The 21,604-nt window shown below is 33.5% G+C and carries 15 protein-coding genes and 1 pseudogene; 6 read left to right on the plus strand and 10 right to left on the minus strand.

Translation table 11 applies throughout. The features are described from left to right. Positions 1–88: 88 nt before the first annotated feature. Together hemL and bcp are read left to right on the plus strand one after the other, a co-directional pair. Positions 89–1,378 (plus strand): glutamate-1-semialdehyde 2,1-aminomutase, encoded by a 1,290-nt coding sequence (gene hemL, locus H3U96_RS01905; RefSeq protein ID WP_198195394.1) that lies wholly within the window; start codon positions 89–91, stop codon positions 1,376–1,378. Between the two features lie 69 nt (positions 1,379–1,447). Next, the gene (gene bcp / locus H3U96_RS01910) at positions 1,448–1,921 is read left to right on the plus strand and encodes a thioredoxin-dependent thiol peroxidase (protein ID WP_065578054.1); all 474 of its coding nucleotides are present in this window, start codon (positions 1,448–1,450) and stop codon (positions 1,919–1,921) included. Between the two features lie 25 nt (positions 1,922–1,946). Here the strand turns inward: bcp and H3U96_RS01915 are convergent, their stop codons facing one another. Both H3U96_RS01915 and H3U96_RS01920 read right to left on the minus strand, forming a co-directional pair. Further along, positions 1,947–3,032 carry an AI-2E family transporter gene (locus tag H3U96_RS01915; protein WP_034903404.1) on the minus strand — a complete coding sequence of 362 codons (1,086 nt, stop codon included), beginning with the start codon at positions 3,030–3,032 and terminating at the stop codon, positions 1,947–1,949. 46 nt (positions 3,033–3,078) lie between these two features. Continuing rightward, positions 3,079–4,596 (minus strand): helicase HerA-like C-terminal domain-containing protein, encoded by a 1,518-nt coding sequence (locus tag H3U96_RS01920; RefSeq protein ID WP_198195395.1) that lies wholly within the window; start codon positions 4,594–4,596, stop codon positions 3,079–3,081. A gap of 108 nt (positions 4,597–4,704) precedes the next feature. On the opposite strand from H3U96_RS01920, the gene H3U96_RS01925 reads away from it, so the two are divergent. Continuing rightward, the gene (locus tag H3U96_RS01925) at positions 4,705–4,920 is read left to right on the plus strand and encodes a YdcH family protein (protein ID WP_034903410.1); all 216 of its coding nucleotides are present in this window, start codon (positions 4,705–4,707) and stop codon (positions 4,918–4,920) included. A 384-nt stretch (positions 4,921–5,304) separates the two neighbouring features. Here the strand turns inward: H3U96_RS01925 and mgtA are convergent, their stop codons facing one another. Further along, positions 5,305–8,013: a magnesium-translocating P-type ATPase gene (gene mgtA / locus H3U96_RS01930; protein ID WP_086319956.1), complete on the minus strand. Its 2,709-nt coding sequence runs from the start codon at positions 8,011–8,013 to the stop codon at positions 5,305–5,307. A gap of 698 nt (positions 8,014–8,711) precedes the next feature. Here mgtA and H3U96_RS01935 point away from each other — a divergent pair. Then, a complete protein-coding gene (locus H3U96_RS01935) occupies positions 8,712–9,398 on the plus strand; it encodes a hypothetical protein (RefSeq protein ID WP_065578050.1) in 687 nt (228 codons plus the stop codon). Between the two features lie 57 nt (positions 9,399–9,455). On the opposite strand, the gene H3U96_RS01940 is transcribed toward H3U96_RS01935, so the two are convergent. The 7 genes and pseudogenes from H3U96_RS01940 to hutW all read right to left on the minus strand — a co-directional run. After that, positions 9,456–11,372 (minus strand): DNA topoisomerase III, encoded by a 1,917-nt coding sequence (locus H3U96_RS01940; protein ID WP_198195396.1) that lies wholly within the window; start codon positions 11,370–11,372, stop codon positions 9,456–9,458. A gap of 308 nt (positions 11,373–11,680) precedes the next feature. Beyond that, positions 11,681–12,682: a zinc transporter ZntB gene (gene zntB, locus H3U96_RS01945; RefSeq protein WP_065578048.1), complete on the minus strand. Its 1,002-nt coding sequence runs from the start codon at positions 12,680–12,682 to the stop codon at positions 11,681–11,683. Between the two features lie 104 nt (positions 12,683–12,786). Then, positions 12,787–13,563 (minus strand): heme ABC transporter ATP-binding protein, encoded by a 777-nt coding sequence (locus H3U96_RS01950; RefSeq protein ID WP_370545627.1) that lies wholly within the window; start codon positions 13,561–13,563, stop codon positions 12,787–12,789. Positions 13,564–13,576: 13 nt separating this feature from the next. Next, complete coding sequence (locus tag H3U96_RS01955; RefSeq protein WP_370545619.1) at positions 13,577–14,563, minus strand: FecCD family ABC transporter permease; 987 nt, start codon at positions 14,561–14,563, stop codon at positions 13,577–13,579. Positions 14,564–14,584: 21 nt separating this feature from the next. Beyond that, entirely contained in the window at positions 14,585–15,223 is a 639-nt protein-coding gene (locus H3U96_RS01960; RefSeq protein WP_198192713.1) for an NAD(P)H-binding protein, read from the minus strand. Between the two features lie 16 nt (positions 15,224–15,239). Further along, positions 15,240–15,740 (minus strand): heme utilization cystosolic carrier protein HutX, encoded by a 501-nt coding sequence (hutX, locus tag H3U96_RS01965; RefSeq protein WP_198195399.1) that lies wholly within the window; start codon positions 15,738–15,740, stop codon positions 15,240–15,242. Between the two features lie 126 nt (positions 15,741–15,866). Beyond that, positions 15,867–17,171, minus strand: a pseudogene (gene hutW / locus H3U96_RS01970) (heme anaerobic degradation radical SAM methyltransferase ChuW/HutW); the annotation flags it as partial. A 553-nt stretch (positions 17,172–17,724) separates the two neighbouring features. Between hutW and H3U96_RS01975 the strand changes: the two are divergent. Both H3U96_RS01975 and H3U96_RS01980 read left to right on the plus strand, forming a co-directional pair. Beyond that, the gene (locus H3U96_RS01975) at positions 17,725–18,576 is read left to right on the plus strand and encodes a hemin ABC transporter substrate-binding protein (RefSeq protein ID WP_198195401.1); all 852 of its coding nucleotides are present in this window, start codon (positions 17,725–17,727) and stop codon (positions 18,574–18,576) included. Between the two features lie 90 nt (positions 18,577–18,666). After that, complete coding sequence (locus H3U96_RS01980; RefSeq protein ID WP_198195402.1) at positions 18,667–20,970, plus strand: TonB-dependent receptor domain-containing protein; 2,304 nt, start codon at positions 18,667–18,669, stop codon at positions 20,968–20,970. Positions 20,971–21,604: the final 634 nt, after the last annotated feature.

Raw genomic sequence — 21,604 nt, forward strand, 5'->3', positions numbered from 1 at the left:
GATTAGATAAATTTGCGTTAGCTAGCTTGAATTTAACTTAATTTTGTGAATAAATACCACTACCTTACCTATAGAGATAATCTCGATTATGCATACATTTAAATCTGAAAAACTTTACCGTGAAGCATTAGCTTTTATGCCTGGTGGCGTTAACTCACCTGTACGAGCCTTTAATGGCGTTGGTGGTACGCCATTATTTATCGAAAGGGCTGATGGTGCTTATATTTATGATGTTGATCAAAAAGCTTATGTTGATTATGTTTTATCGTGGGGGCCGATGATTTTAGGTCATAATGACCCTGATGTTGCCGATGCTGTTATTAATGCGGTACGTAATGGATTAAGTTATGGTGCACCAACTGAGATTGAAACTAAAATGGCTAATCTGGTGACAGAGCTGATGCCATCTATTGAGATGTTGCGTATGGTAAATTCAGGTACTGAAGCAACCATGAGTGCTATTCGCCTTGCTCGAGGTTATACCGGCCGTGACAAAATTATTAAATTTGAGGGCTGTTATCATGGTCATGCGGATTATTTATTAGTTAAGGCTGGTTCAGGAGCACTAACTTTTGGTCACCCTACTTCACCGGGTGTTCCTGAAGATTTTGTTAAAAACACTTTAGTTTGCGATTATAACGATTTAGAATCGGTAAAAAAACAATTTGAGCAGTTTCCGGATCAGATAGCCGCGATTATCATTGAGCCTGTTGCAGGTAATATGAACTGTGTTCCCGCTAAAAAGTCATTCTTACAAGGACTAAGAAGCTTATGCGACAATTATGGTGCATTACTCATTATTGATGAAGTAATGACAGGCTTCAGAGTTGCTTTAGGTGGTGCTCAAGAATACTATGACGTTGTTCCTGATTTAACTTGTTTAGGTAAAATCATTGGAGGCGGAATGCCGGTCGGTGCTTTTGGTGGTCGTTCGGAAATAATGCAAAAATTAGCACCAACTGGCCCAATTTATCAGGCAGGTACACTTTCTGGTAATCCAGTTGCAATGGCTGCCGGTTATACTACTTTGAAAAAATTAATGGATGTTGGTATTTATCAGGAATTAGAAGAGAAAACTTCTTACTTAGTTAATGGCCTGTTATCTGCTGCAAAACGTTTTAATGTTCCTTTTATTGTCAATCATGCCGGAGCTATGTTTGGTTTTTTCTTTACAAATGCTGTAGAAGTGAGCAGTTATAAAGATGTTATGAATTGTGATATTGAATTATTCAAAAAATTCTATCATCATATGCTCGCTGAAGGTGTTTATTTTGCACCATCCGCTTTCGAAGCAGGTTTCATGTCACTTAGGCACACAGATAAAGAAATCAATCATACGATTGATGTAGCTAGTCATTTTTTTAAAAATTTAAGTTAAGTTGATAAAATAAAGTAATTTATACCCATAGCGATTAAAATTTTAAACTAAAACATAGGTAATAAATTTATGGTTAATCCGATAAAAGAAGGTGAAGAAGCACCTCAATTTTCTCTACCTGACCAAGATGGTGAACTAGTAAGTTCCAATGATTTTGAAGGTCAGCGAATTTTGCTCTATTTTTACCCAAAAGCTATGACACCAGGTTGTACAGTACAAGCGTGTAATTTACGTGATAGTGCTGACGATTTTAAAAAATATAATGTAGTTGTTATTGGTATTAGTACAGATAAACCAGAAAAATTATCACGTTTTGTTGATAAAGAATTATTAAATTTTACCCTACTTTCCGATGAAGATCATAAAACTTGTGACGCTTTTGGCGTTTGGGGTGAAAAAGAATTTATGGGGAAAACTTATGACGGAATTCATCGCATAAGTTTCTTGATTGGTAAAGATGGCAAGATCGAAAAAGTTTTCGATGATTTCAAAACCGCCAATCATCATACCGTGGTTTTAGATTATCTTAAAAACCATTGTTAATTTTTAACTAAAGCCGATTATTTAATTAATCGGCTTTTTTTTCGCTTTTTATATTATTTATCTCTTCAAGATTTGGCCATGCATTAATAATGGCTTTAACTAATGTCGCAAGCGGTATGGCAAAAAATACCCCCCAAAATCCCCATAGGCCACCAAATATAATGACAGCAACAATAATCACCAATGGATGAAGATTGAGTTTTTCAGAAAATAGATATGGAACTAATAAATTACCATCAAGGGCTTGAATTAGAATATAGAAGAAAATTAAATAACCAAATTGTGCCGTGAAGCCCCATTGAAAGAGTGCGATTAACACCACCGGAATACTAGAGATAATAATACCAATATAAGGGATCAGTACGGAAAGTCCAACTAAAACAGCTAATAATAAGCCATAATCTAAACCAAAATACCAAAATGGGATATAAACACAGATACTTAATATAACAATATGTAAAACATTACCGACTATATAATTGGAAATTTGCATATCCATTTCAGAGGCGACTTTATTTAATATGGTACGATTCTTCGGTAATGCCTTAGAACAGTAACCCCATATTTTCGCTTTATCTTTCAATAAGAAGAACATAATAATTGGCACTAATACTGCATTAATGGCGACTGATACTAAACTAAATAAAGAACTAATTGAAAACTGTAATAGTGAATTGCCTGTTTGCACAACTCTACTGGTTATACTCTGAATTATTGAATCGAATAGACCAACATCAATTAATTCAGGATAGTGTTCTGGTAAAGATGTAATAAATTTATTTGCAAAATTCAACATATTAGGAATATTAGTGATTAAGCTAACACTTTGTTGCCAAATTAAAGGTAATAAAATCATAATGGCGGTTAATCCGACAAACATAAATAGTAACAGTACAATCACGACGGCTAATGTATGAGGAACCTTTTTGCGTTGTAAATAATTAACCGGTCTATCAAGTAAATAAGATAGAACAATAGCAATTAAGATAGGCAGTAAAATTTTGTTGAAGAAATAGATGATAAAAAATAACACAATGATAACAAACAGTAACGATACCACATGAGGATCGCTAAAGCGTTTTTTGTACCATTCAATAAACAATTTTAACATCTATAACTCCTTATTGTTTTATTAGTTTATTTGTTGTTAATTAAGTTTACTTTTTAAAACCACCCAATATTCCTCGAGTAATTTGCCTGCCTATTTGATTAATGACTTGTCTAGTGGCACTTTTAGCTACACTTTGCACGACACCATCATGTTGCCCGCCCTTAGCGCCTTTCCAACCAAAAATAAGTGATCCAAGAAAGTCCATTACACCACCATGTTGGTCGTTATTTGATTGATTCTGCTCTGAATTTATCTCTACAGGATTTTGGTTATTTTCGCTATTAATCGTGAAACCTTGTTTAAGTTTTTCAAAAGCTGATTCACGATCTATAGTGTTTGAATATTTAGAATAAAAGCGAGATTGATGAATTATTGCTAATTGATCTTCTAAAGCCATGGTTCCCATTTTTGATTCTGGGGCAATCACCATCCCTCTTTGTACTACATTAGGACGCCCTTTTTCATCTAAAAATGAAATTAATGCCTCACCAACTCCAAGCTCCATTATCGCTTTTTCTGTATCAAAGTTTGGATTGGCACGCATGGTTTGCGCTGCTACTTTAACCGCTTTTTGATCCTTAGGTGTAAAAGCTCGTAATGCGTGTTGAACGCGATTACCTAGTTGGCCAAGAATAGTTTCAGGAATATCGGTTGGACTTTGTGTAGCAAAATAGATACCAACACCTTTAGAGCGAATAAGACGAACAACTTGTTCGATTTTTTCTAATAAAGCTGGAGAAATATCATTAAATAATAAATGAGCTTCATCAAAAAAGAATACCAGTTTCGGTTTATCAAGATCGCCAACTTCCGGTAAATGCTCAAACAATTCAGATAACAACCATAATAAAAATACTGAATATAGTTTAGGCGAATTATAGAGTTTATCTGCTGATAAAATATTGATAATGCCACGACCTTGTTCATTAACTTGTAGTAAATCGTTAATATCTAACATAGGTTCGCCTAAGAAGAATTCGGCACCTTGCTGTTCAAGAGATAATAATCCTCGTTGTATTGCACCGATTGATGAGGCACTAATATTGCCATATTGCGTGGTAAATTTTTTAGTATTATCACCAATAAACTGTATTAAGGTGCGTAAATCTTTAAAATCAAGCAATAACAGACCGTTATCATCCGCTATTTTAAATACAAGTTGTAAAACGCCTGATTGAACATCATTCAAATTTAATAATCTAGCCAATAAAATAGGACCAATATCGGAAACCGTACTACGAACTGGGATCCCTTTTTCAGCAAAAACATCCCATAACGCTAAAGGTGATGAATCAGGGCGCCAATCAGTTACGCCTATATTTGCCAATCGTGATTGTAATTTGTCAGATAGTACCCCTTTTTCTCCTAAGCCAGTCAAGTCACCTTTAACATCAGCAAGAAAAACCGGTACACCAATTTGCGAAAAATTTTCTGCTATCTTTTGTAGGGTTACAGTTTTACCGGTACCTGTCGCACCAGTTATTAAACCATGGCGATTTGCCAACGATGCAAGGATGTATAAATCATTACCTTCACTTTTTGCAATAACGATCTTTTCACTCATAAACATCTCCCGTTCAAAAATTGCTATTAAAACAATCAAGAATATTGTAAGCTGAAATAGTAATAACTGCTATTGTTATTATTTTAACTCATCTTGTAAGGGGGCAGTATGTTTCCAGAATATCGTGATTTAATCTCTAAGTTAAAAAACACTGATTTACATTTTCAAAAACTATTTGAAGAACACAATCAACTTGACCAAAAAATTAAAAATATTGAAGCGGGTATTGCCGTTGATACATCTGAAACAATTGAAAGTTTGAAAAAGCAAAAATTAAAATTAAAAGACCAAATTTATGAAGTTTTGAAAAAAGCAACAGCCTGATATTTCAAAATAATAATCTTGATTAATTCTACTTTAAGCTATAAAAAAACCCCAAATTATGGGGTTTATCTCAATTTATTTTTTTTCACCAATCTACCGGTTATTGTTTATTTACTTGTTCTTGGGCTTTTTTCAATTTACGGTTTTTGATTAGTGTAATTAAATTTTTGTGTGGGGTTTTCATTTTTCACTCCTCTTGTTGTTATTGTTAAATGAATGCTCCTTAAAATATTTTAAAGATGCTGATTAAATGTATAAATATTAGTTTATTAATAATAATATTTAATCGCTTTTTCAATGATGTCATTACTATAACATAATAGTTCGATATTTATACATTTTTTAGTTAATGATGTAAGCATAACTTACATCAAGATTATTATTTTAGAACCATTGTCCAAAGCGTTTGATGTAAATCTTTTTCATTATTTGGGCAACAACACAGTAACTCAATAATGTTGCAACCAACCATGGGAAATAGGACCATGGTAATGGTTGTAGACCAATTAAGCTGCCAATTGGTGAGAATGGAATATAAATTCCTACCGCCATTATTAGCATTGTCATAACAATCACTGGGAATGCTGCTGTGCTTTGAATAAATGGAATTTTTTGTGTTCTTAGCATATGTACCACTAAGGTTTGGGATAACAATCCTTCGATAAACCAACCTGAATGGAACAGCGATTCAGCTGCTACACTATTAGCACCAAAGACAAACCACATTAATGCATAAGTTGTTATGTCAAAAATGGAAGAGGTTGGGCCGATCCAGATCATAAAGCGTCCAATATTTGGTGCATCCCATTTACGTGGTTTTTGTAAAAACTCTTCATCCATTTTATCCCAAGGTAATGATAGTTGTGAAATATCATATAATAAATTTTGGATAAGCAAATGAATCGCAAGCATTGGTAAAAACGGTAAAAACGCGCTTGCCACTAATACAGAGAAGATATTACCAAAATTAGAACTTGCCGTCATATTAAGGTATTTCATGATATTACCAAAGGTTTCACGACCACATATTACCCCCTCTTCTAATACCATTAAACTTTTTTCCAGCAAAATAATATCGGCTGATTCTTTAGCTATATCCGTTGCGGTATCCACCGAAATACCAACATCGGCATCGCGTAACGCTGGAGCATCATTAATACCATCGCCTAAAAAACCAACTGTATGACCGTTATCTTGTAATAATCGAATTATGCGAGATTTTTGTAACGGAGTTAACTTAGCAAAAATAGTACGTTGTTCAATTTCTACTTTTAGCTCTGCATCATCCATTGTTTCAATTTCAGTACCTAATAAAGGAATACCAGGCTCTAAGCCAACTTCACGACACACTTTAATAGTGATAATTTCGTTGTCACCAGTTAAAACTTTAACCGCGACACCATGTTCACTTAATGCTGAAATAGCCTCATAAGCACTCTCTTTTGGTGGATCTAAGAAGGTTAAGAAACCACGAATAGCCAATGCTTTCTCATCTTGGACATTGTATTGCGTTTTAGTTTGTTCTGCTGAAATCTCTTTGACACCAACAGCTAATACTCTAAAACCGTCTTTATTATAATTATGAGCCAGTTCAATTAATGCTTGTTTGCGATTTTCATCCAACGGTAAATATTCACCATTTTCATAAACGAAATCCGAAATAGATAGCATTTCTTCAACTGCACCTTTACAGATCATTAAGTGATTATCATCATTGCCTTGCACAACTACAGATAAACGACGACGAACAAAATCAAACGGTAATTCATCTATCTTACGATAAAGACCAACGCCGACTTTTTTAACACTGGTTTTTTCTTCAGCAAAACGGATGATTGCTTTATCCATCAAGTTTTTCATTCCGCTTTGATAGTAACTATTGAGCCACGCCAGTTGTAACACAGCTGGATCAACTTGGCCGTTAATGTCTAAGTGATGTTCTAAAATAATTTTATCTTGGGTTAAGGTACCGGTTTTATCAGTACATAAAATATCCATCGCACCAAAATTTTGTATTGCGTTTAACCTTTTAACCACCACTTTGCGTTTTGCCATTCCTACCGCACCTTTGGCTAGGTTGGCGCTAACAATCATCGGTAACATTTCAGGCGTTAAACCAACCGCCACTGCTAAGGCAAATAATACCGCTTCGCCCCAATCACCTTTAGTAAAACCATTTATCAATAATACAATTGGAACCATTACTAACATGAAGCGAATCAATAACCAACTCACGCTATTTACGCCCCGATCGAAGGAAGTTTCAGCTCTGGAACCTACAATAGATTTTGCTAACGAGCCAAAATGCGTATCTGCACCGGTAGCAACAACAATCGCTTTTGCAGTGCCACTAACTACATTGGTACCCATAAAACAGATATTATTGACATCAAGAACATTATCTTTATCAATATCGGCCGGATTGATCTCTTCAGTTGTTTTTTGCGATACCGCACCTAAAGTATCGTATTTCTCAACTGGAATTGATTCACCGGTTAATACTGCTTGGCTGACAAATAGATCTCTTGATTCGATTAAACGAATATCCGCTGGAATCATATCGCCGGCAGATAACAATACAATATCACCGGGGACAATATCACTTAGAGGCACTTCGATATGTTCAGCTGGCATATTTTTATTTGGCCGACGTAGAACTGTAGCTGTGGTTCGAATCATCGATTTGAGTGCCTCAGCAGCTCTATTTGAGCGAAACTCCTGCCAAAAACGGAGTAAGCCACTTAATGTTACCATGGTTAAAATGATAATAATGCCTGTTAGATCAGTCTCTTCACCACTTTGTAGTGGTAACCAATAGTCAGTCACAAAACTAACTATAGCTAATGTCAACAAGACAAAAATAAATGGATTTTTGAATGCTAGTAACAACTGAACAAAAGCCGAAGGAACTTTTTCCCGAGCTACTTCATTTTTACCATATTGTTCCAATCTTGATTTGGCATTTTCTTGGGTTAAACCAGAAAGGCTTGATTGAAATTTAGATAAAATGTTATCTAGACTGTTTTGCGCTTCCTCAAGTGCTTTTATAGTTAAAGTATTTTCTGTCTTTACTTTAAATTTGTTTTTAATCATAGTTGGTACCTATCTATATTTTTTAGACAAAAGAAACCTATCCCTTAGTTAAACATAACAAGGCATTAATAAGTTTTAATTGACCAAAATTTAAATGCAAAGCAATAAGTAGCCAATAAAGCTAATGCTTGGCACGAAATAAAATTATTGAAAAATAAATTTAATTAAGAATTAGATACAACTAGGTGGCTCTAAATGTTTATCAGTAAGATACAATACTCGTAAAAGTACTTTATGAGCACAATGATGTTTTGAGTTTGTGTGATAGCGTGTAGAAAATTGCATATCGTTCACCGTTACCGTTTTTATCAATTTCGGCTCGTGAACTGAAAAAATTACTATTTAGACAGGTTCATTAACCGATAATGATGTGTTTTAATTTATCTCCCCACATGTTGGGGTGACCCGATTGAGTGTCCATATTTCTCCTGTAAATTGAACTCATCACTTTGTATTTCAACTTTTCTTAACCATCATTTTTAACCACCTTATAATTAAAAAAGTAAGAAAAGCTCAAAGGCGAGCACTTTATACGCTTTTAAATTTGAGAAGTCAACATAATATGTAAAATTAGACTTATAACTGCCTAAAAACAGCACTAATAATGCCGTTATTAGAAAATATTGTATAGAATTAATACCTGTTTTATATAATATCAGTTACAATTGCCCAATTGTCATCAACATTGGTTAATCTGAATGGATCTTACACAACTATTACAAGATAATTGGTTTAATTTATTTCTTATTTTTACACTCTCTTTTGTTGGCTTTATTTATAAAAAAAACACGCCAAAAAACTACTTTGACAACATTATTAAATATGCAGATATTTTAGAAAAAACACCACAACCAAATTATCAAAAAGATTATTTAAATAACATTAAGAAGAAACTAATTTGGGAAAAAGTCTGCTTCTATAAATCAGGTAATATTAACAAAGAGAGAATTGCTATCTCATTGGTTAATGCTGATAAACATAACATTATTGAACTATCACAATTAAATCAATTCACTCAATATTTTGCTATCGAACAAAATCGAATTACGCTACTAAAACCTTTTTTAATTAAAGAGGTAATTTTAAGTGCCGCTGTTTGTCTGTTTACATTTATTATGTTAATAACCAATTTGCATACTATCTTTAAATCAGCTTGGATTATTAATGTGATTATTTCTCTATTAACAATTTTCATTATGATTTTTATAGTTAGTCAATTTGCTAAAGGACCATTAAAAAGATTAAATACTTATCGATTAATTTTGAAGGATAGTGACTTTTTAAACAGAGCAAATCAAGAATTTACGAATATACTTGCTGAAAATCAGGAACTAAATGAGTCTATCGTTTCACAAGAAGTTGTAAATGAAGAATCAACAGAGTAACTAAAATTGTTTTGATTTATCAATTAAAAGGATAATCAATAATTGCGATATTATCGATTATCCTTTTTTCATATTTGGGGATGCAGATTGAATTTTCAATCGTGAATGTTTTAGTTGTTCAACCAGACTCAGCAAAGATGAATTTAATTGATACATAAACTGCTGATAGCTAAACTCCTTTTTACTAATTTCTTCTAGTTGTAACTCCCAATGCGCTGTCATATCTGGCATTGAAACACTTTCGGGTAATGATAGAATTAAATTCTGACCAATTGGTGTTGAACGTATTGATTTACCTTGTCTGGTCAAAAATTGTCGTTTGAATAAAAGTTCAATTATTCCTGCTCGTGTCGCTTCAGTGCCCAAGCCATCAGTTTCACGTAAGATTTTTTTTATCTCAGGGTCTTTAACAAATCTTGCTATACCCGTCATTGCTGAAAGTAAAGTTGCATCGGTAAAAGGTCGTGGCGGTTGTGTTTCTTTACTGAGTAACTCTGTATCAATACATTGTACTAATTCGCCTTTTTTAACTAGTTTGGTTAATAAACCATTGTTCTCGTCACTATCTTTATCACTATCGGCTTGATAATTCTTACTTCTAAATAAAACTTTCCAACCTTCATCTAACATTTGATTGGCTTTAGAAGTGAACTTACCACCACCAATATCAACATCTATTTGTAATTCGGCATATTTATAAACAGGATAAAATTGTGCCAAATATTGTGTTGCTATCACTTGATATACTGCTTTCTCGTTAGTCGATAAATTATCTATTTTGGTTTTACGTAAAGTTGGAATAATGGCATGGTGTGCTTCAACTTTTTTATCATTCCACGCTTTAGAACGTAAAGTGAAATCAGCATCATTAATCGCAGTTTGCAGTTCTGAACAATTGTTTTCGATGGCAGCTTTTACACCATTAATCTGTTTTAAATGCTCTTCTGGTAAAAAACGACAATCGGAACGAGGATAAGTAATTAATTTATGTTTTTCATATAAAGATTGGCAGATATCAAGCACTTCTTGCGCACTTAAACCATTCCTTTTTGCCATTTCAATTTGTAGAGCCGATAAATTAAACGGCATTGGTGGCGCTAATTCTTTCTTTTTGTTACTAACTTTATCAATAATGCCCGACTGATCTTTTATTCGTTGGCAAACATTTTCAGCCAACCGTTTAACCAAGACACGACCTTCTTCATCCTGATAAGGTGCACAAGCTTCACTTGGTTGCCATTTGGCTTTAAATATTTCGTTATGTTTGGTTTGTAATATAGCAAATACTTCATAGAATGGTTTAGGAACAAATTGCGTTATCTCTAAATCACGTCTAACGACTAAGCCTAAAATAGGAGTTTGAACTCGGCCAATAGATAAAACGCCTCGATAACCATTACGTTGACCGACCAGAGTACAAACTCGGCTCATATTCATGCCATACAGCCAATCAGCCCTCGCTCGAGCTAATGCCGAAGTAGACAAAGGAATAAAGTCTTGGTTACTACGTAACTGTTCAAGTGACTTTTCAACAGCACTGGCATTTAAATCACTAATCAAGCAACGCTGAATAGTTTTACGTTTTTCTGGTGTTAGCTGACAATAGTTTAGTACTTCGTCCACCAATAACTGCCCTTCGCGATCTGGGTCACCAGCATGAACAATCTGATCTGCAGATTTAATCAAATCCACTAAAATATTGAATTGCTTTTCAGTACTACTTTTAGGCATCAATATCCATTTATCAGGTACTATAGGCAAATCATCAAGTGCCCATTTTTTATACCGTTCATCATATACTTCAGGCGTGGCTTGTTCTAGTAAATGGCCAATACACCAACTAACAACATCACCATTACTGGCTTTTATAAATCCATTCCCTTTTTGATGAGGTTTCGGCAAAACATCAGCAATAGCCCTAGCTAAGCTGGGCTTTTCGGCAATAAATAAGCGAAAAGATTGATTAGATTGCATAATAATTATTATTAATCATAAATTTTAATTGAAACAATGTTAGTATCATCCTTAGAATATCTTGGTGAAATATAACTAATCTGTTCAGGTTTCGGTTTAACAACTAAAAAAACAAGCAACCAATATTGATTGCTATCGAATTAGCTTGTAATGCGTTATCTGTATAAGCATTGCGTGGATCGCTTTGCCTATCGGCGATTAAAAGTGATTGTGGTACGCTTGCAAATAACGATTTGATATTCTGTTTACTCCTAATCTCATGAATATTTATCATATTTTAGTTATATTTATTTTAAAAGTTAATGCCTTTACCACCATTTTTTTAGCTTAAGCCATAAAACAGATACTATGCTAATCACAATTAATAGTACGATTAAGCCAATGAAAGACCACTCTTTTTCATTAAAAGGAATACCGGCCAAATTAACCCCAAGTAAACTTGTTATAAATGTAATTGGCGTAAAAATAATGGTAAATAGTGACATTAAATAGATACGCTTATTAGTCGATTCAGCTAAAATACTATTTATTTGTTCCATAACTGAACCAATCCTGATTAGGCAACTATCAATTTCAGAAACATAATGATTTTGTTGATTAGAGATATCATGAAGCCGTTGACGATCGTTGTCATCAATCCAAGATATTCTTTCGGTGGAAATTTTTACAAAAATATCACGCTGTGGCGAAAGTAGACGACGCAGTATGAAAAGTTGTTTGCGCACTCTGCCGATCTCTTTATGGGAAAAAATCCGCTGATTTAGTAATAAATCTTCTAATTTTATTATCTTATTGTGAACACCATCAAAAGATAAATTCACTTGATCACATATTAATTCTGAAAGCTGTATCAGCCAATCGGCAACATCAACAGGGCCAATACCTTTTTCTAAATTTTCTTTTAATTTAACGATTGCATCTATTTTTTGATGTCTGGTTGAAATGATCAAATTATCGGTAATATAAAAACGAAAAGTAACAATAGGATCAGGTAGTTCATTTGGAGTAAAGTTTACCCCTTTCAAGACCACTAAAATACCTGAATCACAGCGGATCTCCTTTGGAAATTGATTAGCTTTAATCAACTCATTTTTAACAAGATCAGGTATTAAATTTGTTTGATTAATCCAATTAATAGTTTCACTTTTAGCAAAATCCAGATGTATCCAATATGGTTGCTTAATAGAAGCTTTAGATCCATCATTCAAAGGATTTGCTTTTCCTTTACCATCCAATTGGCAACTAAAAACAGGTTGTGCTGCAAGTAGATCTGAAACCAGAATAGAGTTATCGCTATTTTCGTTAGTCATCATCAGCCCCATTTATTAAGTTTGCTTAATTATATACTGATTTTGCGCTAAAATGCAGCGAATGATTAATAATCGATATTTTTTACTATTGATATTTTTTACTATTAAGGATTTAAATAAATTTGCGGTATTGATGATTCGCTAGGATGAGCAAAAATACCCAAATCAACCCCATACCAGCGTTGAATATTTTCTACCGTCAATACTTGTGAAGGGGTGCCTTGTTCAACAATTTTACCTTTATTAAGCAAAATTATTTTATCCGCATATAAGGCTGCTAGATTGAGATCATGTAAAACACAACAAACTGCCAATTTTTGTTTAACTGCTAATTGCTTTAATAATCGTAAGGTATGTTGTTGATGATAGAGGTCGAGAGCTGATGTTGGCTCATCTAAAAATAATAATTTTTCACTAGGTTGCGGTTGCCATAATTGCGCTAAAACTCTTGCTAATTGTACCCTTTGTTGTTCTCCGCCAGATAATCCTCGATAATCACGTTCAGCAAATTGCAAACAATCTGTTTGTGACATAACTTCATCAATTGCTTCATTAAAATGGACTTTACCATAAGGTGCTCGCCCCATAGCAATAACTTCTTTTACCTTGAATGGAAAAGTAAGTTGGCTTTGTTGTAGCATCACGGTTCTAGTTTTAGCCAATTGTTTTTGCGACCATTGGGACAAAGGACGGTCGAGTAAATAGCATTCACCAGAAGATGGTTTTTGATAACCAGTTAATAGGCGTAACAAGGTTGATTTACCAGCACCATTAGGACCAATAATAATAACAATTTCACCCGCATTTATTGATAAAGATACATCATTAATGATCATCCGACTGCCATAACCAAAGGTTAAATTTTTAGCGGTTAACACAATAAATCTCCATGCGTTATTTATGTCTCAGAATAAGCCAAAGAAAATATGGACCACCAATTAGGCTAGTTAAGAGACCAACAGGAATTTCTGTCGGGGCAACTAATGTTCTAGCTAAGGTATCTGCTAACAGAAGTAAACATGCACCTCCTAACGCAGAACCAGGAATTAACCATTTATGATTTGCTCCAATTTGCAAACGAATCATATGTGGAACCACTAGACCAACAAAAGCAATAATGCCACTTACTGCAACTGATGCACCAATTAACACAGCACAAAGCAATAACAGATAGCGTTTCGTACGTTCAACATTAATGCCTAAATAATGGGCATCTTCATCACCTAATTGTAATATGTTAAGCTGATGAACCAATTTGATTAAGCACAATAATGCTGGAAAAATTAACGATAACGACACAATCACCAGATCCCATGAACCTTTACCTAAATGGCCCATTGACCATAAAGAAATTTGTCTTAGTTGTGATTCATCGCTGATATAACTCAAGCCGCCCATTACTGCCCCAATGATGGCATTAATAGCAACGCCAAGTAAAATCATTTTAGCTAGATTACATTGTTCATTAAGACTATAAAGGTAAATAAGTGCACAAATAAATAAGCTACCAGCAAATGCGGCAACCATTTTGCCGTAAAGCATCATAATTGGCGGGAAAACAGCAGGAAATAAAATTGTTATACCGACCATTAGACTCGCCCCACTACTAATACCTAGTAAGCCAGGATCAGCTAAAGGATTTCTGAATAATCCTTGCATCACAGCACCTGCACTTGCTAATGCCATACCAACAATTATCGCTAAAATAATTCTTGGTAGACGAATATTGCACCAGATATTCCATAAAGGATCATCAAATGACATATTCATTAGTTGTATAAATGATAATTTTAATGCTCCCGAGTTTGCTGAATAGATTATTAAGATTAACAATAAAGCGAATAATCCCAATAACAATATTTGTGGACTAGATTTGCGCACCGATTAACCTCATAAATTTAATTAATAATTTACCGTAAGGCTTGGGTCAACAACACTATATGCACGATTATCAAATTGTTGATTTGCTATTTTATCCATGATTATTTTGGCTAATTCTTTACGATATACGAAACCGTGAACTTCTTGAGCAAAATAGCATTGACCATTATTGGTTAATTCACCATCGCGTAAACCGCCGGGTCTTAAGATCACATAATTCAAGGTACTCGTTTGTAACCAAACTTCAGCCAAGGATTTTTCGCGCACCGCATTACCAAAAGCTTGTTTAGCACGTAGGGATAGTGTTGGCCATGAGTCGCCACAACCAAGTGAAGTGACTAAAAGCATCTGTTTAACACCAGCTTGTTCAGCACAATCGATGATAATACGTTGAGCAATATAATTCCCCGTTTCACCACCTAGCGTTGAAATAATAATAGCTTCAGGCCCTGCTTGCAGACAGATCTTTTTAACTAGTTCTTTATTGGTTGCATCACCAACATGAGTTTCAATACCTTGTTTCGCTAATTGTTTAGCAAAGTCAGCATCTCGAACTAGTACAATACAACGCCACTGAGGATGGCATTGTTTGATTAATTGCGATACTTGATAACCAGTTCCTAACTTGGCGCTAACACCAAAAATAATTACTGTTTTCATGTTATTATTCTTCAAATTAATTAATTTTTTCTGCTAACGCTCTAAATTTTTCAAGTTGATCTGCTTTTAATTGATGTTGTTCATCACGACCAACAAAAATTTTAAACATTGATTGGCCTAAATGATTGAGGAAAATTATTGATGCGGTCGACATTTTCATAAATTTTCGTTCGATAAATGCAATATGTAGACAATGTTCCGCTTTAATATGACCACTCAAACCTTTTTGATGACGTAAATTAAAGTATTTTTGGCTATGCGTTCCTGAAGGCAGTTCTCCTGAAATCTCGGCAATAATATCTCCGGTATGAATTAAAAATAATACGTCACCCCAAGTTGTTACCTCCTCCCAAATCATATCAAAATTGCTACCATCAACAATTTTAACATCAGGTATTGCTTGGATTACTTGTGTAAGTGTCACTTTATAATCTTGTGCTAATTTTTCTAATAATTCTTCTGGGTTTGATTGCATATAAGTTGCAAGATTATTTAAAACAGTTGGTTTATCTACCATAGTAATTTTCCTTAATTATTTATTTTTTAAATGGATGTTTTGCATATGAGAATGAGCTTTAGGCATACCATTACCTTGTTGCATGGCTTGTCTGGCTTGAGCCATCTTCTGTTGTAATTCGATATGTTCTGGATTATTAAGTTGCAATAACAATTGCTGCAATGCTTGAACTATATTACTCGACCAAAAACGGCCTGATAAAGTTAATCGTAAACAACGATCTTCATTTTGCAGCAAACCGACTTCATGCCATTGTTTGATAAGTGGATCAAAGAGCTCAGCTTGATTGGTTAGTTGCGTTAAATCTATGCGCCCTTTTTCTATACCAGCTTGTAATTTGTGCAACCAGTCCCCAACTAAAGGTTTACCGGTTAACATCATCAACGGTTTTTTACCTTGGTCTAATAAAGCATAATATTGACTCAAATCTCGATGGATCATATAGGATTGACCATTTAATTTACCACCAGCACAAGAACCAAATCCAAAAAAATGCGAGCCTTGTTTTATCAGAAAATTATATAAATTTCGTTCGCGACTGGTTTTTGCCCAATGCGCATTAGTTAAATGAGTCCAACCTTGTTTAGCTAAATATTCAGCACCTTTATGGTAAAAACCACACTTATCAATAACCGATGGTAATTCAATTCTTCTATTTTCAACTCCTTTCGCTAAAGGAGTCGTTGGTAAAAGATTTAAAGAGTAAAGATCAACGCCATCAAGCGGAAGTTGATCAGCAATTTCTAAATCTCTTTGCCAAGTAGCGGTTGTTTGGTTAGGTAATCCAAACATCAAATCACAAACGAGAGCAACACTATCTCGAGAAGCAATATTTTCGAAACGTTGAATAATCTCTTTTTCCGATGACAGACGTCCTAATTTTTGTCTAATTTGAGTATTGAATGTTTGTATACCTATCGAAAAACGATTAGCCCCTGACTCAATATAACTATCAATTTTTTCATCATCAAAATCAGAAATTCGCCCTTCTATGGTAATCTCACAATCAGGCGCTAAAGGGGCATGTTGTTTAAAATAACTAATTACTCGTGCTAATTGTCCAGACGCCAATGCAGAAGGTGTTCCACCACCAAAATAGATAGCATGAATTGGGGCTGACTGCATTGCTTTACTATTGATTTCTAAAGATATTTCTTGTAGCAAATAGTCTATATAAGTTTTGGTATCAAACTTACGTAATGGATTTTGATAAAAACCACAAAACTGACAATGAATGTCGCAAAAAGGAATATGTAAATAAATTAGCCTTTTTTTGCCAGCTAAATTTGAATTTTGTAGGTTATTCCATTGTTGCTCTAATTCTTGAGGCGGAACAGGTAAACTTGCTTGTAATGGCATCACAGCCCAACGATCTTTAAAAGGTAAAACCGAATTTAAAGCGTAATAGGTACTTACATCAAATGATTTCATAACATCCATTCATAAAAATAATCTTGCTGAATTAAATAATAATTATTCTCATTTATCAATGTTTTTTTTCATTATTACTTTTTAAGTAATAATAAATTATATATTACATCAGATCATAAATATCCAGATATGTTTACTGCTCCTAGTTGGACTTTCCAACTAGGTTTAGATATTGATTTTTAATCTAAAAACAAATAATCATTCCACAAATAATTGCTGGAGTTGTTAAAAATAGTTTTTTTCAGAGAAAAAATAACAATTAAAATTCATTATAAATTATTATCAAATGGGTACTTAATCTGCTTTTATAGCAGTATATTGTTAGTTATTTAACTAATAATTAGAAATATTTGAAAAAAAATTTTCAATTTTATGTTTATAATTTATTGATTATAAATTTATTATTTATTTAAAAAAAAGTTTATTTTTATTCTTAAATTTGGCTTTTTTTTGCTCTTCTGCTGTAAATCCTTACAGATTTTATGTTGATAATGGTTCTCATTTTCACTATATTATCCAGTCTAATTTTTAAGCCATGGTAGGTAAATAAGTAATGAAGAAAAAGTTTACGGAAAAATTTGTGTTATTTTTGCTGATTTTCAGCATTAACAGCCTAATTAATTTCAGTTCAGCTAATCAAAGAATCGTTATTGCTGGCGGTGCTCTTACTGAAATTGTGTTTGCCCTTGGCGCTGGAGATCAAGTTATCGGTGTCGATAAAACGAGTAGTTTTCCTGAACAAGTGAAACAATTGCCACAAATTGGTTATTGGAAATTATTAAACATTGAAGGCATTTTATCGTTAAAACCATCGCTGTTTATCACATTAAGTGATGTTGAACCTGAAAATATTATTGAGCAAGTTAATCAATCAAAAGTAGACGTTTTAGCTTTGAAACGTATACCTGGAACGATTGATTTACTTTATGAAAATATTAATAAAATTGCAGTTAAGTTAGATAAACAAAAAGAAGGACAAGCTCTCATCGAGAGAATTAAGACGAATATTGCTGACATTGAAGCGAAAGTTGCTACACATGCACAAAAAACTAAGGTTTTAGCTTTAATGAGCATGGGCGGAAATAACTCAGTTGCAGGGAAAAACACAACTATTGATGCATTAATTACTATTGCTGGTGGTGAAAATCTTGCAAATCATAATAGCTTTAAAAGTTATACAACTGAATCATTAATTACCCTAAATCCAGAAGTTATCATATTGAATAAACATTCAATTGATCAACTAGGCGGACTAGATAAAGTTAATACGATTCCGGGTATTACTGAAACGGCAGCGTTTAAAAATAATCGAATTACTATTATTGATGATAGCTACTTATTTGGCATTGGTCCAAGGGTTGATGAAGCGGCAAAAATACTTTTCCAAAGTTTTTATCCGCAATAAGTTATTTTAAAAAGTTTAATAATATTTTTATTAATTAAAGTAATAGATGTGCATTTTGTTATTTAGTGTATCTGATTTGAAAGGACTAACATGTTGAAGTTTAAATATTTAAAAAATACCAGCTCATTAGCATTAGGTTTAACATTGGCGTTACCTGCTATTGCTGCTGATAAACATAATGATCAAAACGATATTGATACTATTACCGTTACCGCTCATGAAGCAACAAAAAAACCCGGAACAAATACCGAAATTTCGGAGCAAGATATTCGCCGTGATGGAGGGACTAACTTTGGTACCATTATGCGTTATCAACCGCTGATATCTGCTTCTGGTAGCATTTCTGGCTCAGGTAGTGGTAAAAGTAGTTGGGACCGTGGTGGATTTACCGGTTATAACATTCGTGGGTTAGATGCTAACCGTGTTTCAATTGATATCGATGGTATGCCATTACCAATTGCCCAAGGTCGAGTTAATTCAGTAGGTCGAGCTGGATTTGGATCTTATGGTATTGGCCGAGATTATATTGATACTTATATGTACAATAAAGTTGATATCCAATCAGGTGCAACTTCGGTTAGTAACGCTAACAATGCTTTAGGTGGTTCAGTATCATTTCAAACTAAAACCGCAAGTTATTACCTCTATCCGGGAAAAACCAGCTATTTCGGTTTCCAAAACAACTATGACAGTGCCGACCGAAGTTATCACCAAGGTTTAACCATGGCTGGTGGTGATGAGTATCTAAATGGTATTTTGGTATTAAGTCGACGCGATGGTCAACAAACTCGTAACTATGGTGATTCAATCGATAGTTATCCAGAAAATTGGCACTCTAATTCAATCTTAGCTGGTTTTGGTTGGCAAATGACGGATGAACATTTAATCAACACCACTATTGATTACAATAATAAAACCAAAAATTCTCATTATGATACTTGGGATAGATATGGTAAAAAGGTTGAATCATTTGATAAACAAAGAAGCAAAAATAATCGTTTCAATCTTGCAATTAAAGATCAATGGAAACCGACAAATATCAGTTGGATTGATAGTTTAACCACACAATTGAATTATCAACGTACTAATGTTTATGACAATACCGACCTCCGTCATAAAACTAAAGGTAATTTTAATACCCAAACGAACTACAATACCAAGGCTTATAACTTTATTACGACTTTAATCAAAAGTTATGATAACCAACGCATTAGTGCTGGTTTAAATGGTAAATGGAGTGAAGATGAATCACCATTCTTTTCATCAGCTAAATCACCAAATACTAGAGTATTCCCTGATGGCGATTACAGTAAACCACAAGCCGATAGCCGTAGTTATCAACTTGGTGGCTTCTTCGAAGATCGGATAAGCTTTAATATTAATGACAGTAATAATTTTTATTTAGTTCCTGGTGTCAGAGCTGTTTACCAAAATACTAAACCGCGTAACCTTGAAAATATGTCATTATCAAAAATAAGTAGTAGTCAATTAGGTAAACAATACAATGGTAATAGTGATTTTAAAGTATTACCTTCGATGGCATTTATGTATGACATTACCCCTGATTTCACTGCCTATTTGCAATATAAGCGTGCAGCACAAATGCCAAATCAGAACCAACTTTATGGCTCTTATTTAGCGCATAGCAACATGTATGTATTAGTAGGCGATTCAAATCTTAAAACTGAAACCAGTGACAACTTTGAATTAGGTTTAAAAGGACAACCTGTATCGGGTGTGACACTTTCATCATCAGCTTTTTATAATAAATATAAAAACTTTATAGCTTATACTCGCTATAAAAAAGACTTCGTTGGCATTGGTAACCGTATTGTTTATCAATCTGAAAACCGTAATAAGGCTTATATTTATGGTGCTGAACTAAGCAGTGAATTCAATATCGGAAAATGGATTGAACCGGTTAATGGTTTGAGCGCCAGATTCGCAATTGGTTATAACCAAGGCAAATCAAAATCGAGTTATTTAGGTGATAAATATATTGAGATGGATTCCATTGCACCAATGAAAAGCACTATCGGCTTAGCATGGGACGATCCAAACAAGTTTTACGGTGTAGCGATTACTGCAACCTTCCAAAAAGGCAAAAAGGCCGAAGCAACATCTCGTGAAACTTATGGTAATGATGGTAAACCAATTGATAAATCTAAAGATGATTACTTTAGAATCGCTGGTCATGGTATTGTTGATTTAACAGGTTATATCAATATCACCAAAAATGTGAAGCTAAATGGTGGCATCTACAATCTTACCGATCAAAAATATTGGGATTATCTAAGTAATAATAAATTATATAGTACATCAGATCATAAATACCTAGATATGTTTACTGCTCCAGGCCGTACTTTCCAACTAGGTTTAGATATTGATTTCTAAAATCAAATAATCACAGAATAAAAAATAACCCGCTTTTGCGGGTTATTTTATTAGAATAACTGATATGACTATTGATTAATTTTTTCAACAATAAACCAATTAATTATTATAATTTTGGTTATGTTACGCTCTTTTTAACCAACTGAAAACCTAGGTGCAAAAATAAGGAAGAGAAACATGAAGAGATAACAACATATAGGAACAATTATAAAAAATATCCCAGTAATTCTTAAAAATTTATGAGATGAGAATAAAAGAAATATACCAACAACTAAAACAGCGAAATAAACCCACCAATAAATAATCAAAGTAAGTAAAAACACTCCCCAGCCATTTAACGCCATATTTAATTCCTTTTTAAATTGTTTTATCTCTGTATGTCATAGATTCTATCATTGTTAGGAAAATTTAAAAGCATATTCAAAATGGATATTGCAAATAAATCACTATATAAAACAGATCGAAAATTATAATTGTCTTACTCTAAATTAATATCAAAATAGCTAATTCACCAAAAGAAATTAAATAATAATAAAGCATTAAAGATAATACAAAAAACCTTTATTAAAACCCTAAATAATTAAGTAAAATTTTAAAATGAGGTCACAGAATTAAAGCAAGGATAATCAGCAGT

It is taken from the genome of Gilliamella sp. M0364 (assembly GCF_016100565.1).
In the GTDB taxonomy this organism is placed as follows: Bacteria; Pseudomonadota; Gammaproteobacteria; order Enterobacterales; family Orbaceae; genus Gilliamella; species Gilliamella apis.

Excerpts from the sequence above, each read along its gene's own strand:
- hemL (WP_198195394.1), top strand. The coding sequence starts at position 89 with ATGCATACATTTAAATCTGAAAAACTTTACCGTGAAGCATTAGCTTTT.
- bcp (WP_065578054.1), top strand. The coding sequence starts at position 1,448 with ATGGTTAATCCGATAAAAGAAGGTGAAGAAGCACCTCAATTTTCTCTA.
- H3U96_RS01915 (WP_034903404.1), bottom strand. The coding sequence starts at position 3,032 with ATGTTAAAATTGTTTATTGAATGGTACAAAAAACGCTTTAGCGATCCT.
- H3U96_RS01920 (WP_198195395.1), bottom strand. The coding sequence starts at position 4,596 with ATGAGTGAAAAGATCGTTATTGCAAAAAGTGAAGGTAATGATTTATAC.
- H3U96_RS01925 (WP_034903410.1), top strand. The coding sequence starts at position 4,705 with ATGTTTCCAGAATATCGTGATTTAATCTCTAAGTTAAAAAACACTGAT.
- mgtA (WP_086319956.1), bottom strand. The coding sequence starts at position 8,013 with ATGATTAAAAACAAATTTAAAGTAAAGACAGAAAATACTTTAACTATA.
- H3U96_RS01935 (WP_065578050.1), top strand. The coding sequence starts at position 8,712 with ATGGATCTTACACAACTATTACAAGATAATTGGTTTAATTTATTTCTT.
- H3U96_RS01940 (WP_198195396.1), bottom strand. The coding sequence starts at position 11,372 with ATGCAATCTAATCAATCTTTTCGCTTATTTATTGCCGAAAAGCCCAGC.
- zntB (WP_065578048.1), bottom strand. The coding sequence starts at position 12,682 with ATGACTAACGAAAATAGCGATAACTCTATTCTGGTTTCAGATCTACTT.
- H3U96_RS01960 (WP_198192713.1), bottom strand. The coding sequence starts at position 15,223 with ATGAAAACAGTAATTATTTTTGGTGTTAGCGCCAAGTTAGGAACTGGT.
- hutX (WP_198195399.1), bottom strand. The coding sequence starts at position 15,740 with ATGGTAGATAAACCAACTGTTTTAAATAATCTTGCAACTTATATGCAA.
- H3U96_RS01975 (WP_198195401.1), top strand. The coding sequence starts at position 17,725 with ATGAAGAAAAAGTTTACGGAAAAATTTGTGTTATTTTTGCTGATTTTC.
- H3U96_RS01980 (WP_198195402.1), top strand. The coding sequence starts at position 18,667 with ATGTTGAAGTTTAAATATTTAAAAAATACCAGCTCATTAGCATTAGGT.